The following is a 16,696-nucleotide window of genomic DNA, read 5'->3' as shown; positions in this document are numbered from 1 at the left end:
GCGGATTGTTGGCCGAAATCATGTTTTTAGGTAGGCAATCAGACGTTTACCGGCCGTTCCGCCTGTCCTCCGGGGCCGGCCGTGCTAGGAGCCCTGACGCCGTGTGACCGCGAACGGGCGTGAAGCGGGTGCCCGTATCGGGCAAGCGGGCACGGCCGGGCCCGCCTGCCGCCCGCTTCGCGCGGGTGACCAGCGCGAAGACCTGAGATGAAACGGGCACGAACGGGCGGAGCCCGTCCGGCGAAGGAGCTGGTCGAACAACCGTTTCTGCTTGTACAAACAGTGCGTGGGCCCGAACGGACGCAGGGCCTCCGCCAGATTCGTACGAGAGCAGGGATGGTTCCGTGGGCACCGAGGAACGCCGACGAGGGATTCTGGAAGCCGCCCGGCAGGACGGTTCCGTCGACGTGAACCGGCTGGCCGAGCGGTTCCAGGTGGCCAAGGAGACCATCCGGCGCGATCTGCACATCCTGGAGGAGCACGGCCTCGTGCGGCGCACCCACGGCGGTGCGTACCCGGTCGAGAGCGCCGGGTTCGAGACCACGCTCGCAATGCGCACCACGCACCACGTACCGCAGAAGTCCCGGATCGCGAGGGCCGCCGCCGACCTGCTCGGTGACGCCGAGACGGTGTTCGTCGACGAGGGCTTCACCCCCCAGCTCATCGCCGAAGCCCTGCCCCGGGACCGGCCCCTGACGGTGGTCACCGCCTCCCTAGCGGTCGCGACCGTCCTCGCGGACGTGGAGAAGACCTCGGTCCTCCTGCTCGGCGGGCGTCTGCGAGGCAGCACCATGGCCACGGTCGACCACTGGGCCACCCGCATGCTCGCCGACTTCGTCATCGACCTGGCGTACGTCGGCGCGAACGGGATCTCCCGGCAGTACGGGCTGACCACCCCCGACCCGACGGTGTGCGAGGTCAAGGCGCAGGCCATGCGCAGTGCCCGCCGCAGGGTCTTCGCCGGAGTCCACACGAAGTTCGGAGCGGTGAGCTTCTGCCGGTTCGCGGGCGTCGGCGACTTCGAGACGATCGTCACCGACACCGGCCTGCCCTCGGCCGAGGCCCAGCGATACTCACTCCTCGGCCCGAACGTCATCCGCGTCTGACCCCGCGGGCGGCGGCCCCCTGGCCCACCGTCCCACCGATGCCCGTCCCCGCTCGCGTCCTCGCCCCGGTGAGGAGCCGGAGGGCGGACCCGCCATGCCCCGGAACGGCAGGAGCACCGACGGCACGGGGCGCCGACACACGAGCCGCTACGACCGATACAGGAGATCTACTTATGCCCCACCAGCAACGACGCCGTGGGATCCGCGTGCGTGCGGTCGCGGGCACGGCAGCGATGGTCCTTCTCACCGCCGGGTGCGCGGGAGCGGGCGGCACCGCCTTCGGAGGGGGTGACGCGCTCAACGTCCTGATGGTGAACAACCCGCAGATGCTCGCACTGCAGAAGCTCACCGCCGAGCACTTCACCGAGGAGACCGGCATCAAGGTCCACTTCACGGTGCTCCCGGAGAACGACGTACGCGACAAGATCAGCCAGGACTTCTCCAACCAGGCCGGCCAGTACGACATCGGCACCATCAGCAACTTCGAGGTGCCCTTCTTCGCCGAGAACGACTGGCTGCACCCCCTCGACACGTACGCCGAACAGGACCCCGCGTTCGACCAGGACGACATCCTCGAACCCCTGCGCACATCGCTCACCGCCGAGGGCAGGCTCTACGCCGAACCCTTCTACGGCGAGTCGTCCTTCCTCATGTACCGCAAGGACGTCTTCGAGGCGAAGGGGCTGACGATGCCCCCGCACCCCACCTGGCAGCAGGTGGCGGGACTCGCGGCGGAGGCCGACGGGGCCGAGCCCGGCATGAAGGGCATCTGCCTGCGCGGGCTGCCCGGCTGGGGGGAACTCATGGCTCCGCTCACCACCGTCGTCAACACCATGGGCGGCACGTGGTTCACCGAGGACTGGAAACCGCAGCTCACCTCCCCCGAGTTCAAGAAGGCCACCAAGTTCTACGTCGACCTCGTGCGCGAGCACGGCGAGCGCGGGGCCTCCCAGTCCGGATACGCCGAGTGCCTCAACAACATGACGCAGGGCAAGACCGCCATGTGGTACGACGCGACAGCGGGCGCGGGCTCACTGGAGGCGGCCGGCTCCCCGGTCAAGGGAAAGATCGGCTACGTACCGGCCCCCGTAGAGAAGACGAAGAGCTCGGGATGGCTCTACACCTGGGCCTGGGGCATCCAGAAGGCGTCCAAGAAGGCCGACGACGCCTGGAAGTTCGTCTCCTGGGCCTCCGGGAAGGAGTACGAATCGCTCGTCGGTGAGACCAGCGGCTGGGCCGACGCACCGGCCGGCAAACGGGCCTCCACCTACGACAACCCCGAGTACCGCAAGGCCGCAGGCGCCTTCGCGGACGTCACCGAGCAGGCCATCTCCGCGGCGGACCCCGAGAATCCCGGCACGCAGCCGCGCCCCGTGCCCGGCATCCAGTTCGTCGGCATACCCGAGTTCACCGATCTCGGCACCCGGGTCGCGCAGGAGATCAGCGCGGCCATCGCCGGCCGCCAGTCCGTCGACAAGGCGCTGGCCACCTCCCAGAAGCTGGCCGAGCAGGTCGCCAAGGAGTACCGATGACCACAGCAGCCGGCACCACCACCCCCCAGTCACCACCCGGCCCTGCCGCCGCCCCGGCCCGCAGGAGCCCCGGCCCCCGGGCCTGGGCCACCCGGGCACCGCTCCTGCCCGCGCTCGTGTTCCTGATCGCCGTCACCCAGCTGCCGTTCGTGGCGACCCTGGTGATCTCCCTCTTCGACTGGAACTCACTCAGCCCCGACAAGCGAGCCTTCAACGGACTCGACAACTACGTCTCCGTGTTCACCGACGCGGCGCTCCGCGACTCGGTGCTCACCACGATCCTGCTGACCGTGGGCGTCGTCGTCGCCACCGTGGTGCTCGGCCTGACCCTCGCGCTCCTCCTCGACCGTACGTTCTTCGGCCGGGGCATGGTCCGCACCCTGCTCATCACACCGTTCCTGATCGTGCCCGTCTCCGCCGCGCTGCTGTGGAAGCACGCGCTGTACAACCCGGAGTACGGCCTCCTCAACGGCGCCCTGAGCTGGGTCGGTGCGCTCTTCGGCGACACCAGCCCGAGCCAGCCGGACTGGATCGCCGACATGCCGCTGCTCGCCGTGATCGCCGCACTGGTCTGGCAATGGACGCCGTTCATGATGCTGATCCTGCTCGCGGGGCTCCAGAGCCGGCCGGCCGAGGTGGTCGAGGCGGCCCGGCTCGACGGTGCGAGCGCCTGGCAGACCTTCCGCTACCTGACCCTGCCTCACCTGCGCAGATACCTCGAACTCGGGGTCCTGCTCGGCGCTGTCTACATCGTGCAGAACTTCGACGCGGTGTTCACGATCACCGCCGGCGGGCTCGGCACCGCCAACCTTCCGTACACCATCTACCAGACCTTCTACCAGGCCCACGAATACGGACTGGCGTCCGCCGCGGGAGTCGTCGTGGTGATCGGCACGATCATCATCGCCACCTTCGCGCTCCGGACCGTCTCGTCCCTCTTCAGTGAGGAGGCGAACCGCGCATGACCACTGCCACCGTCCCCGCGCCGGCCCCGTCCGCGCGACGGGCCCTTCGCAGAGCCAAGCGGCGCAACACCGCGCTCGGCCTGCTGGCCTGGGCGGCAGGACTCGCCTTCTGCCTGCCCGCGCTGTGGATGCTGCTGACCTCGCTGCACGCGGAGCCGGACGCCGCCACCAACCCGCCGTCCCTCTTCGCCCCGCTCACCCTCGACGGTTACCGGGCCTTCTTCGGAGCCGACACCGGCGTCACACCGTGGCCGCCGCTGCTCAACTCCCTCGGCGCGTCCTTCTTCTCCACGGTCCTGGTGCTCCTGCTGGCGCTTCCGGCGGCGTACGCCCTGTCCATCCGCCGCGTCCGCAAGTGGACGGACGTGATGTTCTTCTTCCTCTCCACGAAGATGCTGCCCGTCGTCGCCGGGCTCCTGCCCGTCTACCTGTTCGCCAAGAACGCCGGGCTGCTGGACAACATCTGGCTCCTCGTCCTGCTCTACACCTCGATGAACCTGCCGATCGCCGTCTGGATGATGCAGTCCTTCCTGGCCGACGTACCGGTCTCCGTCATCGAGGCAGCCCAGGTCGACGGCGCGAGGCTGCCGACCGTCCTGGCCAGGGTCGTCGCGCCGATGGCAGCGCCGGGCATCGCCGCCACCGCCCTCATCTGCTTCATCTTCAGCTGGAACGAGCTGCTCTTCGCACGGGTGCTCACCGGCGTCGTCGCCCAGACGGCGCCCGTCTTCCTCACCGGATTCGTCACCAGCCAGGGCCTCTTCCTGGCCCAGCTGTGCGCCGCGTCCGTCGTCGTCTCCCTGCCGGTGCTCGCCGCCGGCTACGCCGCCCAGGACAAACTCGTCCAGGGCCTGTCTCTTGGAGCAGTGAAATAATGCGGGCAGCGATCGTCGAAGCCCCCGGCAAGGTCTCCGTCACCACCGTCCCCGACCCCACCCCCGGCCCGCGCGACGTCGTCGTCTCCGTCGCCTCGTGCGGACTGTGCGGCACCGACCTGCACATCCTCCAGGGCGAGTTCGCACCGTCCCTGCCGCTCGTCCCCGGCCACGAGTTTGCCGGGGAGGTCGTGGGGGTCGGCCAGGAGGTCACGGAGCTGGCCGTGGGCGACCTGGTGGCCGTCGACCCCTCCCTGCACTGTCACGAGTGCCGCTACTGCCGCATCGGGCGCGGCAACCTCTGCGAGCGCTGGGCCGCCATCGGCGTCACCGTGGCCGGCGGCGCGGCCGAGTACGCCGTCGCCCCCGTGGCCAACTGCGTGAAGCTGCCCGAGCACATCGACGTCAAGGACGCGGCCCTGATCGAGCCCTTGTCCTGCGCTGTCCGGGGGTACGACGTCCTCAACAGCACGCTCGGCGCCGAGGTGCTCATCTACGGCTCGGGCACCATGGGCCTGATGATGCTGGAGCTCGCCAAGCGGACCGGGGCCGCGGGCGTCGACGTCCTCGACGTCAACCCCGACCGCCTCGCCACGGCCGCCCTCCTCGGCTGTTCCCGTTCGGCGGCCGGGGCCGACGAACTGGACCGGCCCGGCGGCTGGGACGTCGTCATCGACGCGACCGGCAACGCGGCGGCCATCCAGGACGGCCTGGGCCGGGTGGCCAAGGGCGGGACGTTCCTCCAGTTCGGCGTGGCCGACTACGCCACGACGGCGGTGATCGAGCCGTACCGCATCTACAACCAGGAGATCACCATCACCGGATCGATGGCGGTCCTGCACAGCTACGAACGCGCGGCCGCGCTCTTCGCCACCGGCGTCCTCGACCCGGCCGTCTTCATCAGCGACAGGCTGCCGCTCGACCAGTACCCCCAGGCCATCGACCGCTTCAAGGCGGGCATCGGCCGCAAGATCGTGGTCGAGCCGTGAGGGGCGGGCGGCCCGCCTCCGTCCTCGTGCTCGGTGAGGCCCTCATCGATCTCGTACCCGTGGACGGGGACGGGGACGTGCGGGCCGCCCAGTTCGGCGGGGCGCCGGCCAACGTCGCCGTCGGGCTGGCGAGGCTCGGGACCCGCACCGTGTTCGCCGGAGGTCTGGGCGGTGACGGCTTCGCCCGCACCGTCGAGGCGCGGCTGGCGGCGGCCGGGGTCGACCTCACGCCGTGCACACGCTCCGGTCTGCCCACGGCGCTCGCCGTCGCGGATCCCGGCACGGAGGGCACCGGTTACCACTTCCACCTCCAGGACACGGCGACCTTCCGGCTGCCCGACCTCTCCTCGCAGACCGCACGCTTCGACGCCGTCTACGTGGGCGGGCTCGCGGCCGTCGTGGAGCCGGCGGCCACCGCCGTACGGGCCACCGCACACGCGGCCGCCTCCGGCTCCCTCCTGGTCGTCGACCCCAACGTCCGCCGGGACCGCACCCTGGGCCCCGGCAACGGCTCGGCGGCCCTGCGCGAACTGTGCGACCTCGCACACGTCGTCAAGGCCAGCGACGAGGACCTGGAGCACCTGTGGCCGGGCGTGGGTCCCGAGGAGACCTGCCGGAGGCTGGCCGCCGGAGGGCGGCTGGTGGTCTTGACCCGGGGTGCCCGGGGCAGCACGGCCTACACCGCCACCGCCCCGCCCGTGTCCGTCCCGGCGGTGCCCGTCGAGGTCGTCAACACCATCGGGGCCGGCGACGCGTTCGCCGCGGGCCTGCTCAGCCGCATGGGAGCCCTCGGCCACTTCACGGCGAGACCGGACCCCGGGACGGTGCGGGACATGCTGTCCTTCGCCGCCGAGGCCGCCGCATCGGTGTGCGGGCGGGCCGGTACGGAGCCCTCGGTGCCCGCAGCCACCTGAGGGAAGCACGGCCGTGGACATGCGCACCCGGGAACGGGTGCGCATCCTGGCTGTGTGACCTGGAGCCCCGATGGCAGCCGAACGCCCGGCGGGCTGCCCGCGGTGCTCGCCCAGGCCGTGGTGAGCGCCGTCGACGCCGGCGGAGGGTACGCCGGCGGGGTCTACCTGCGCTCCCGCACGCCGGACCTCCTGATGCTGGCGGTGCTCGCGGGGCTGCCCGGTTCGCTGATGCGGCCGTGGTGGCGCATGCATGTGAACCGGCCCTTCCCCGTGGCCGAGGCGTACCGCTCCGGCGCCCCCGTGTACCTGGGCGACGCGGAGGACAGCATGCGGCGGTTCCCGCAGCTCATGGCGGGGCTGCCCTTCCCCTTCGGATGCCTGTGCGTACCCGTGCTGTGCGGAACCGCACCCGCCGGCGTGCTCGTCGTGCTGCGCTACGCCACCCGAGGGGTCCCCGTGGGCCCAGCCGACCGGCAGGCGATGGAGGCCGTGGCGCAGCGGCTCGGTGAGGATCTCACCGCCCTGGAACGTGAGGGTGCGGCGGTCGAGTGGGACGGCGAGCCCGCGTTGCTGCGGCTGCCTTCGGAGCCCGGCCGGCCGCTGCGGATCGGCCGCTTCGAGTGGGACGTGGACAGCGGGGCCGTCACGGCGGACGGCGAAGCCCACGCGCTGCTCGGTCTCGGGCGCCCGACGTCGCCCGCGCGCACCATGGAAGAGCTGACGGCGGAGCTCCGGCCGGAGGACGTGCACGGCCTGCTCGTCCTCGGGAGGCAGACCGCGCGGTCGGCGGAGCCCCCCGTGCGCCGGATGCGCCTGTGGGGGGCCGACGCCCGCCCCCTCGTCGCCGAACTCACCCGCGTCCCCCAGGAGGGCGCCGGGGGACCGGAGGGCCGGCTGGCGGGCGTCCTGCTCGACCCGGGATCGGGACCCGTCGTCCCGGAGACCGCCGACCGGGTGACGCGCGGCATCCTCTCCTTCGACCGCACCGGCCGGATCACCTACGCCAACCGAATGGCCGAGGAGATCGTGGGCCGCACCCGGGAGGAGCTGACCGGCCGGATCCTCTGGGAGGCCCTGCCCTGGTTCGCGAACCCGGCGTACGAGGACCACCACCGGGCCGCCCTGTTCTCCGACGACCCGGTCTACTTCCTCGCCCGGCACACCCCGACGAAGTGGCTCTCGGTGGCGATGTTCCCCGGCCGCGACGGGGTCACGGTCACCCTCAACCCCTCCGGCCGGCCCGGCCACGCACCCGAGCCCGCCGCCGCTGCCGGAGGAGGGTTCGGCGCGTCGGACGAGCGCACGGCCGTCCTGTACCGCCCGGTGGCCCTGGCCATCGCCCTGACGGAGGCCGTCACGGCGCATCAGGTGTCCGCCGTGGTGACCGAGGAGCTCCTTCCCGCCTTCGGCGGCAGGCAGCTGGCGATCTACCTCCAGCACGAACGGCGCCTGTACATGGCCTGGGAGACGGGCTTCCCCATGGGCTTCCTGGACCGCTTCGACGGGGTCGGCCTCGACGCCCACATCCCCGGCGTGGAGACACTCACGACCGGCCGCCCGCTCTTCTTCGAGTCCATGGAGCAACTGGCCGCCGCCTACCCCGGCATCCCGATGGACACCGACGTCGGAGCCCGCGCCTTCCTGCCCCTCATCGCCTCGGGCCGCCCGGTCGGCTCGTGCATCCTCGGCTTCGACCAGCCGCGCGGCTTCAGCCCCGAGGAGCGCACCGCCCTCACCGCGCTCGCCGGCCTCATCGCCCAGGCCCTCCAGCGCGCCCAGCAGTACGACACCGAGTCCGCACTCGCACGTGGGCTCCAGGACGCCCTGCTGCCGCACCGGCTGCCCGCCGTGGAACAGGTCGCCACGGTCGGGCGCTACCTCTCCGGCACCCAGGGCATGGAGGTCGGCGGCGACTGGTACGACGTCATCGAGACCGGCAGCGGCCTCGCCCTGGTCATCGGGGACGTGCAGGGACACGGTGTCGCGGCGGCCGCCACCATGGGCCAGCTGCGCAGCGCCGTACGTGCCTTCGCGCTCATCGGACACGGGCCGCAGGAGATCATGAGCGCCACGAACCGGCTGCTCATCGGCCTCGACCCCGGTCAGTTCGCCAGCTGCTGCTACGTGCTGCTCGACCCCGTCACGGGCGACGCCACGGCCGTGCGCGCCGGGCACCCCCAGCCGGTGCTGCGGCACCCCGACGGCGGCACCGAGGTGATGGACCTCGCCGGGGGAGTGGTGCTCGGCGTCGACCCCGAGGCGGCGTATCCCGTCACCGGGCTGCGGCTGGAGACCGGGGCGGTCCTGGCACTGTTCACGGACGGACTGGTGGAGAAGGCCGGAGCGGACATCGACGAGGGCATCGAGCGGCTGCGCAGCAGCCTGGCCGACGTCGGCCACCTGCCGCTGGCCGAGGCGGCCGACCGGGTGATCGCGCGGGCGGGGCAGGACGACGACCGCCCCGACGACATCGCGCTCCTGATGGCCGCCCGCCGGGACACAGCCTGCTGAACCTCGCCCCGGGCTGCGGGCCGTGCGCCCGGGTGAGGCATCCTCTGCTGGTCGGGCAGAACGGGTCCGCGGCGGTGAACGAGGATCGGCCGCGGTTACCAAGAAGGATGCGGAACCAGATGGCAGACAATTCGGACCTCTTGGCCTTCGTGCGGGCGCGCCTCGCGGACGAGGAACTCATCGCGCGCGAGGCCGGCGGTGACGGCTGGCGGACCCCGGCCGAGGCGCCCGGCGAGGTGCACGACCGGACGAGCGGCATCGCGTTCGTCGTCCGGTCGCGTGGCTACGACCGGCACATCGCCTTCCAGGACCCCGCCCGGACCCTGCGCCGCATCGAGACCACCCGGGTGCTGCTGGACGAGTACGAGGAGATCGCGGCTCTGGACACCGACCGGCCGGCCCAGGACTTCGCCTCGGGCCGCGCCGTCGGGCTCGGGTTCGTCGTCCGTCAGATGGCCGCCGAACACGCGGGGCACCCCGACTACCGGGTGAAGTGGCTGCCGCGCTTCTCCCACTGGGGCCCGCCGTCCGAAGCCGGGTGAGCCCTGCGGCCGGAATGAGTAGCGCGGCGCAGCGCGTCTGAGTACCCGGTCCGATACGGGCGCGGCCCGGTGCCGGTGGAATGGGGACCATGCTCCCCGACGCGCCGACGCGCCCTCGCCTCCAGACCCTGACCACGGCCGGAACGGCGCTGGCCCTCACCCTGCTGCCGCTGGTGGCCGGAGTCCTGCTGGCCAGGGCGTCGGCGATGGATCCGATGACCTCGGTCAACGCCCTGGTCACCAGCGGCGGGCAGCGGCCCGGAATCGCACCGTCGCGATGGGTGCTGAGGGCTCGAACGCGCGAGCTCCTGTCCAGGCGGTAATGGAATACCTGTCCAGGCAAGCGCTCTCGCTCCTGTTACACGGATCCGCCTGCTCCGGTCGCGGGCGCCCGAGGTGGTGGAGCGGGGGTGAACGGGGCGCCTCGATCTGCGGAACGGTGCCCCGAAAGGGTCGGTGCAATGATCAACGGTTGACAGGTCTACGACCGCCGGAATTCATGCCGAGTGCAGTCGTGTGTGACAGAAATGTCCGTACTTCGTCACACGAAGCGGGACACCTTCCAGCCACCCCGAAAGCGGGACAAAGTTTGCGTTCTCGGCACGACGCCGGGATCGGAGCAAACGCCCGGAGCCCCATTCCGGGCCCGCATGATGAGGGGTTTCCATGTCCCGTTCCGCACGACGGATCACCGCCACCCTGCTCGCCTCGGGCGCACTGCTCGGAGCAGCGGCTCTGCCCGCCACGGCCGATGGCCGGGACCACGGTCACAGCCGGCCCGCCCACCGCTCGGCGGTCGTCCTGGGCGAGATCCAGTACGAGAGCCCCGGCCGTGACAACGGCTCCAACCGCAGCCTGAACGCGGAGTGGGTCACCGTCACCAACACCAGCCGTCACTCGGTCAACCTCCGTGGCTGGACGCTCACCGACGAGAGCCGTCGCTCGTACACCTTCGACCTGCGGCTCGCAGGCCGTTCCTCGGTCCGTGTCCACACCGGTGTGGGCCGCGACACCCGGCACGACGTCTACCAGGACCGTCGCCACTACGTGTGGGACAGCAGGGACACCGCCACCCTCCGCGACAACCGCGGGCGCAAGATCGACTCCGAGTCCTGGGGACGGCACCGCGACGGCGGTCACCGCGACGGCGGTCACCGCGACGGAGGTCACCGCGACGGGGGTCACCGCGACGGGGGTCACCGCGGCAACCGCTGAACGATGTGACTAGGGGGAAGCGGCGTTCTCCCTGAGTGACGGGCGTACCACGGCTCACCACCGTGGTACGCCCTTCTCATGACCGTCCGCACGAGAGTCCGCCGCCGCGTCGGGCGGGGGCTGTGCAACGCGAGGCTGCCGGTGATGTCAGGATGGCCTCATGACCATCAAGGCGTATTTCGACATCAGCATCGACGACCAGCCCGCTGGGCGGATCGTGTTCAACCTTTTCGACGACGTGGCCCCCAAGACGGCGGAGAACTTCCGCGCGCTGGCCACCGGTGAGCACGGCTTCGGTTACGCGGGCTCGCCCTTCCACCGCGTCATCCCGGACTTCATGCTCCAGGGCGGCGACTTCACCAACGGCAACGGCACCGGCGGCAAGAGCATCTACGGCGAGAAGTTCGCCGACGAGAACTTCACCCTGAAGCACAACAAGCCGGGTCTGCTCTCGATGGCCAACGCCGGCCCGAACAGCAACGGTTCGCAGTTCTTCATCACCACCGTCGTCACCCCGTGGCTGGACGGCAAGCACGTGGTGTTCGGCGAGGTCGCCGACGAGTCCAGCATGGAGCTCGTCCGCAAGATCGAGTCGTACGGTTCGCAGTCCGGCAAGACCAAGGCGCAGATCGCGGTCTCCGCCTCCGGCGTTCTCTGACGCACCTGACGGGGCTCCCGGCCGGATGTTGCCGGCCGGGGCCCCGCACGCGGTACAGCCGGCCCCAGGTCTTCGGGCTGGCATGATCAGGGGCATGAACGAGCGCATCATCGCCGCGTGTGACGGGGCATCCAAGGGCAATCCGGGACCTGCGGCCTGGGCATGGGTCGTGGCCGACGGCCAGGGCAGCCCCCAGCGATGGGAGGCGGGCCCGCTGGGGACGGCCACGAACAACGTCGCCGAGCTCACCGCCCTGCTGGAGCTGCTGAGGTCCACCGATCCCGCCGTGCCCGTCGAGGTGCGCATGGACTCGCAGTACGCGATGAACGCGGTCACGAAGTGGCTGCCGGGCTGGAAGCGCAACGGCTGGAAGACGTCGGGGGGCAAGCCGGTCGCCAACCGTGAACTGGTCGTCGGGATCGACGAACTGCTGTCCGGGCGCAGCGTGGAGTTCCGCTACGTGCCGGCCCACCAGGTGAACGGCGATCCGCTCAACGCGCTGGCCGACCAGGCCGCGAGCGAGGTGGCCGTCTCGCAGCAGGCGGCGGGAACCGCCTACGGCACCGCTGACCTGCCTGTACCTGCCCCTGCCCGTTCCACGAAGAGCCGGTCGGGCGGTACGCGGTCCACGGGCGTGGCAGGAGGCGGAGCGGGAAGCGGATCCGCGCGCTCGGCTGCGCCGGCGCGATCCGGTACGACGATCAAGGCGAAATTCGCGGGCCGGTGCCAGTGCGGGAAGCCGTACGCCGCCAAGGACCTCATCGCGAAGAACCCGAACGGCTGGGGCCACCCGGAGTGCCGGGCGCTCGTCTGAGGTGAGCCGTCCGGGGTGCTCAGATGTCGGCCCAGACCAGCCGGCCGGAGACGCTGGTGCGGGTTCCCCACCGTGCCGCCAGCGTGTCCACCAGCATCAGGCCGCGTCCGCCCTCGGCTATCGAGGTGAGACTGAATCCGTCCGGCTCGTCCGTCCCCCCACGTCCGGTGACGGGCGTCGGACCCGGGCCCTCCATGCCCTCGGGCACGAGCGGAGCGTGAACCCGCTCCCCGGCGGTGCCGTGCGGGTGGGTGGGCTGCCCGTCACGGTGCGTGTGCGGCCCTGCGGTGGGGACTCTGGGCCCGGGGAGTGGCGGTCCGTTCCGCAGGCGGCGGTTCCACACGCAGATGCGGACCCGTCCGGAGGTGCGCAGCAGGCGGCACCGGATCCGGCGGCCCGCCGTGTGTTCCACGGCGTTCGTGACCAGCTCGGTCACCACCAGGGCGGCGGTCTCCACACGTTCGTCGGGCTCTCCCCAGCTCCGCATGGCTTCCTGCACGCGGTGCCTTGCTTCGGGGACGCCCCGGGGGAGGCGGGGTATCCACCAGCTCTGTGCGCTGCGCCCGCCCGAGCTCTCCGGGGCAAGGCGCACGCACGCGACTATTTCCGACATGTTCGTACTCTCCGTGCAAAGGGCATACTTTGCAAGGCACAGAATGAACGAACAATTCCGTTTGTGTTCATCGGTGCTACGTCCAGGCGGAACCCGCTTCGCGCCGGAACCCGCTCCGTGCAAGGCCTCACCGCGTGCGGGAGCCCGCGAGGAAGGTGTGTCGATGAGGCCCCGATCCGGCCCCACGGTCGAGCACCGCGTCCTCGCGGCGCGTCTGCGGATGCTGCGGGAGCGCGCAGGCGTCAGTCTCCAGGCGGCTGCCGTGGCACTGGGTGCACACCCCGCCACCGTACGGCGCATCGAGCGCGCGGAGACCGGGCTGGACGCCCATCAGGTCCGTGTCCTCCTGGAGCGCTACGGGGTGCCCGCCGCCCAGGCCGAGCCGATCATGACGGGGCTCGCCACGGCGAACCTGCCCGGCTGGTGGCACCACTGGCGGGACACCATGGAGCCGTGGCAGCAGGAGGTCATCGGCATCGAGTCCTCCGCCCGGCTCGTCCGGACCTGGCACCCCGCGCTGGTTCCCGAGCTCCTGCGCACTCCCGACTACGAGGCGGCGCTGTGCCGCGCCCTGTACCCCGACGAGTCCCCCGCACGGCGCGAGAGGCGTGTCGAACTGCTCGGGGAGCGGCAGCGGCGCCTCCAGGAGAGCGGAGCGGTGCTGTGGGCCCTCTGCCCCGCCGCGGCCCTGCACACACAGGTCGGGGGCCCGCGGGTGATGCGGGGGCAGCGGGCGCTGATCGAGGAGGCCGGACACCGGCAGCACCTCACGGTCCAGGTCGTGCCCCTCGGCTTCCCGCCACACCCCATGACGGGCGTTCCGGCCCTGCACCTGCTCCGGGTGGCGGCCCCGGAGATCGGTGACCGCGCGGTCCTGGAGATTCCCGGAAGCAGGGTGGACATCGTCGACGAACCCGGCGTGGTCATGGACTACCGCATCCGCCTCGACGGCGCCTGCGCCGGCGCTCCGCACCCGGGCACACCCCTGCCTCTCGACGGCGGAAGTGCCGGAAACCTCTGAAGAACGCGCCCGTTGGGGTTTCGAACGGCCTGGGACGGTCACGCGACACAGTGCGCGACCCGTAGCAACCAAGCGCGAACCACGCGATCGGCGGGACCGTCCCGCTCGACAGGGAGTGAGAAAGATGGACAACTGGCGCACACTCGCGGCGTGCCGCGAAGAGGACCCCGACCTGTTCTTCCCCATCGGCAGCAGCGGCCCGGCGCTCGTGCAGGCCGAGGAGGCCAAGGCGGTCTGCAGGACCTGCCCCGTCCAGGAACGGTGTCTGGACTGGGCCCTGGAGAACGGCCAGGACGCGGGCGTGTGGGGAGGCATGGACGAGAACGAACGGCGTGCCCTGAAGCGCCGCCGGTCGCGGCGCCAGGTCAGGAGCCACGGATGACACCCGTCGCCCCCGGCCGCCGCGCCGGGAGAAGATGAGTCATGGACACCTGGGTATGGATCGGCATCGGCGCGCTCGTCCTCCTGCTCGTGGCGGGCTTCGCCGCCGTCCTCCTGGTGCGCGTGATCCGGGCGAGGAAGCTGCTCGTCGACGCGGGAACACCCTTCCGCGGCAAGGCCCTCTTCTGGGCGGCCGTCATCTACACGGTCTCGCCCGTCGATCTCCTGCCGGACCCCGTGTACCTCGACGACATCGGCTTCCTGCTGCTGGCCCTGCGCTCGCTGCACGCAGCGGCGCACGCGGCCGGCGCGGGGCGGGGACGGGAAAGCACCACGCCGAAGGAATCCGGCGGCAACCTTTCGGTGTCGGGGAGCAACTGAGGGGGCGTAAGCCGTCCCCTGCCAGAAGGTGCCTCTCGTGGAGCCTCTGCTTCCCCGCCCCGTTTCCCCTCCCCACCGCGGACGCCGCATCACCCGTACGCGCGCGATCGTCGGCGCGCTGACGGCCGGGCTGCTCGCCGCAGGCGGGCTCGTCGCCCTCGGCCCCGCCTCGCAGGCCGCCACCGCCCGGCAGGCGGAGGCGCTCGACCGCGGTGTCGTGAGCGTCCACACGGACAGCGGCAACCTCGTCAGCTGGCGCTGGCTGGGTACCGACCCCGACAACGTGTCCTTCAACGTCTACCGGGCCGGCACCAAGGTCAACGCCTCACCGGTCACCGCGTCGACCAACTACTTCCACTCCGGCGCGCCCGCCACCGCCGACTACACGGTGCGTGCGGTCGTCAACGGGGTGGAGCAGGCCGACTCGGTGCACGCGATCCAGTTCCGCGCCGGGTACAAGGACGTCCCCATCAGCCCGCCCTCCGGAGGCACCACACCCGACGGGGTCGCCTACACCTACGAGGCCAACGACGCCTCCGTGGGTGACCTGGACGGCGACGGGGCCCTCGACTTCGTACTGAAGTGGCAGCCCACCAACGCCAAGGACAACTCCCAGTCCGGTTACACGGGCAACACGATCATCGACGGGGTCCGCCTGGACGGCACCAGGCTCTGGCGCGTCGACCTGGGCCGCAACATCCGCTCCGGCGCGCACTACACGCAGTTCCAGGTGTACGACTACGACGGTGACGGCCAGGCCGAGGTGGCGATGAAGACCGCCGACGGCAGCGTCGACGGAGCCGGCAAGGTGATCGGGAGCTCTTCCGCCGACTACCGCAACTCCTCCGGCTACGTCCTGTCCGGTCCCGAGTTCCTGACGATGTTCAACGGGAAGACCGGTGCGGCGATGGGCACCGTCGACTACGTCCCCGCGCGCGGCACGGTGTCCTCCTGGGGCGACTCGTACGGCAACCGGGTCGACCGCTTCCTCGCGGGCACGGCCTATCTGGACGGTGCGCGGCCCTCCCTGATCATGGCGCGCGGCTACTACACGCGCAGCGTCATCGCGGCCTGGGACTGGCGGGGCGGCGCCTTCACGCGGCGCTGGACCTTCGACACGAACAGCTCGACCAACACCGGCAAGGGCTACGACGGCCAGGGCAACCACCAGCTGTCCATCGCCGACGCCGACGGCGACGGCAAGGACGAGATCATCTACGGCGCCATGGCCGTGGACGACAACGGCAGTGGGCTGTGGACGACGAAGAACGGCCACGGCGACGCCATGCACGTCGGGGACCTGGACCCGTCCAGGGCGGGTCTCGAGGAGTTCAAGGTCGACGAGGACAGCTCGAAGCCGTCCTCGTGGATGGCGGACGTCAAGACCGGTCAGATCCTCTGGTCCACCCCGGCGAGCGGCGACAACGGGCGCGGCGTGTCCGCTGACATCTGGTCCGGCAGCGCGGGCGCCGAGTCCTGGTCGTCCGCCGTCTCCGGCGTGCGCGGCCCGAAGGGCGACGTCGTCAGCAGCCGCAAGCCGTCCAGTTCGAACTTCCTGTCCTGGTGGGACGGGGACACCACCCGCGAACTCCTCGACGGCGACCACATCGACAAGTACGGAACCTCCGGCGACACCCGTCTGCTGACCGGGTCCTCGGTCCACTCGAACAACGGCACCAAGGCCACGCCCGCGCTCTCCGGCGACATCTTCGGCGACTGGCGCGAGGAAGTGGTCTGGGCGACCACCAACAACACGGCACTGCGGATCTACTCCACGCCGCACGAGACCGGTACGAAGATCACCACGCTGCTCCACGACACGATGTACCGCACGGGGCTCGCGTGGCAGAACACCGCCTACAACCAGCCGCCGCACCCGAGCTTCGCCATCGGGAGCGGCATGGCGACCGCGCCGCGGCCGGTCGTCACGACGCCGTAGCCGGGAAAGCCCGGTTGCGCCAGTCACGGAGCGGCGGCTTCGAGGTCACTCCTCGAAGCCGCCGTTCTCGTCGGCGGAGGCCTCGGGGGAGAGACGGGGCGAGAAGTTCTACCTGGTGGAGGTGTCCCGCCCCGAGGGAGGATCCAGCCGGCCCCAGCGGAGCCGGGGAGCTCACCGTCGCCCTTGAACAGCTCACTGACGCGGCCCACGTTCGGGGCCGCTGTCGTAGATGCGGGCGAA

Annotated in this window: 17 protein-coding genes; 16 read left to right on the top strand and 1 reads right to left on the bottom strand. The window is 71.1% G+C overall.

What is annotated here, in order from left to right; genetic code table 11:
• The first annotated feature begins 344 nt into the window (after positions 1–344).
• The 12 genes from ACFYQ6_RS33160 (at position 345) to ACFYQ6_RS33105 (ending at position 12,121) form a co-directional block, all read left to right on the top strand.
• Positions 345–1,106: a DeoR/GlpR family DNA-binding transcription regulator gene (locus ACFYQ6_RS33160; protein WP_361581327.1), complete on the top strand. Its 762-nt coding sequence runs from the start codon at positions 345–347 to the stop codon at positions 1,104–1,106.
• Positions 1,107–1,279: 173 nt separating this feature from the next.
• Entirely contained in the window at positions 1,280–2,638 is a 1,359-nt protein-coding gene (locus ACFYQ6_RS33155) for a sugar ABC transporter substrate-binding protein (RefSeq protein ID WP_361581324.1), read from the top strand.
• Entirely contained in the window at positions 2,635–3,603 is a 969-nt protein-coding gene (locus ACFYQ6_RS33150; RefSeq protein ID WP_388766546.1) for a carbohydrate ABC transporter permease, read from the top strand. The genes ACFYQ6_RS33155 and ACFYQ6_RS33150 overlap by 4 nt, the downstream gene beginning before the upstream one ends.
• Positions 3,600–4,478: a carbohydrate ABC transporter permease gene (locus ACFYQ6_RS33145; protein WP_361581320.1), complete on the top strand. Its 879-nt coding sequence runs from the start codon at positions 3,600–3,602 to the stop codon at positions 4,476–4,478. Before ACFYQ6_RS33150 ends, ACFYQ6_RS33145 begins: the two co-directional genes overlap by 4 nt.
• Positions 4,478–5,467 (top strand): zinc-dependent alcohol dehydrogenase family protein, encoded by a 990-nt coding sequence (locus ACFYQ6_RS33140; RefSeq protein WP_361581318.1) that lies wholly within the window; start codon positions 4,478–4,480, stop codon positions 5,465–5,467. Before ACFYQ6_RS33145 ends, ACFYQ6_RS33140 begins: the two co-directional genes overlap by 1 nt.
• A complete protein-coding gene (locus ACFYQ6_RS33135) occupies positions 5,464–6,381 on the top strand; it encodes a PfkB family carbohydrate kinase (protein WP_388766543.1) in 918 nt (305 codons plus the stop codon). Before ACFYQ6_RS33140 ends, ACFYQ6_RS33135 begins: the two co-directional genes overlap by 4 nt.
• A 54-nt stretch (positions 6,382–6,435) precedes the next feature.
• Positions 6,436–8,892, top strand: coding sequence for a SpoIIE family protein phosphatase (locus tag ACFYQ6_RS33130; RefSeq protein WP_361581312.1), 2,457 nt, complete (start codon positions 6,436–6,438; stop codon positions 8,890–8,892).
• A gap of 119 nt (positions 8,893–9,011) precedes the next feature.
• A complete protein-coding gene (locus ACFYQ6_RS33125) occupies positions 9,012–9,434 on the top strand; it encodes a DUF6221 family protein (RefSeq protein ID WP_356745328.1) in 423 nt (140 codons plus the stop codon).
• A gap of 89 nt (positions 9,435–9,523) precedes the next feature.
• Positions 9,524–9,757 (top strand): hypothetical protein, encoded by a 234-nt coding sequence (locus ACFYQ6_RS33120; RefSeq protein ID WP_361581309.1) that lies wholly within the window; start codon positions 9,524–9,526, stop codon positions 9,755–9,757.
• Positions 9,758–10,100: 343 nt separating this feature from the next.
• Positions 10,101–10,649: a lamin tail domain-containing protein gene (locus tag ACFYQ6_RS33115; RefSeq protein ID WP_361581306.1), complete on the top strand. Its 549-nt coding sequence runs from the start codon at positions 10,101–10,103 to the stop codon at positions 10,647–10,649.
• Between the two features lie 160 nt (positions 10,650–10,809).
• Positions 10,810–11,307, top strand: coding sequence for a peptidylprolyl isomerase (locus ACFYQ6_RS33110; protein ID WP_361581304.1), 498 nt, complete (start codon positions 10,810–10,812; stop codon positions 11,305–11,307).
• Positions 11,308–11,401: 94 nt separating this feature from the next.
• Positions 11,402–12,121: a ribonuclease H gene (locus ACFYQ6_RS33105; RefSeq protein ID WP_361581302.1), complete on the top strand. Its 720-nt coding sequence runs from the start codon at positions 11,402–11,404 to the stop codon at positions 12,119–12,121.
• 19 nt (positions 12,122–12,140) lie between these two features.
• Here ACFYQ6_RS33105 and ACFYQ6_RS33100 read toward each other — a convergent pair whose 3' ends face one another.
• Positions 12,141–12,608 (bottom strand): ATP-binding protein, encoded by a 468-nt coding sequence (locus ACFYQ6_RS33100; protein ID WP_388766540.1) that lies wholly within the window; start codon positions 12,606–12,608, stop codon positions 12,141–12,143.
• Between the two features lie 289 nt (positions 12,609–12,897).
• Here ACFYQ6_RS33100 and ACFYQ6_RS33095 point away from each other — a divergent pair, with 289 nt between their 5' ends.
• The 4 genes from ACFYQ6_RS33095 (at position 12,898) to ACFYQ6_RS33080 (ending at position 16,456) form a co-directional block, all read left to right on the top strand.
• Positions 12,898–13,755 (top strand): helix-turn-helix transcriptional regulator, encoded by an 858-nt coding sequence (locus ACFYQ6_RS33095; RefSeq protein WP_361581297.1) that lies wholly within the window; start codon positions 12,898–12,900, stop codon positions 13,753–13,755.
• A 124-nt stretch (positions 13,756–13,879) separates the two neighbouring features.
• Positions 13,880–14,137, top strand: coding sequence for a WhiB family transcriptional regulator (locus ACFYQ6_RS33090; protein ID WP_388766537.1), 258 nt, complete (start codon positions 13,880–13,882; stop codon positions 14,135–14,137).
• Between the two features lie 41 nt (positions 14,138–14,178).
• Complete coding sequence (locus ACFYQ6_RS33085) at positions 14,179–14,517, top strand: YkvA family protein (protein WP_361581292.1); 339 nt, start codon at positions 14,179–14,181, stop codon at positions 14,515–14,517.
• Positions 14,518–14,554: 37 nt separating this feature from the next.
• A complete protein-coding gene (locus ACFYQ6_RS33080; protein WP_388766534.1) occupies positions 14,555–16,456 on the top strand; it encodes a rhamnogalacturonan lyase in 1,902 nt (633 codons plus the stop codon).
• Positions 16,457–16,696: the final 240 nt, after the last annotated feature.

It is taken from the genome of Streptomyces sp. NPDC005494 (assembly GCF_042872025.1).
GTDB lineage: Bacteria > Actinomycetota > Actinomycetes > Streptomycetales > Streptomycetaceae > Streptomyces.
The sequence above is the reverse complement of the archived record's forward strand: the minus strand, read 5'-3'. Positions and strand labels throughout refer to the sequence as shown.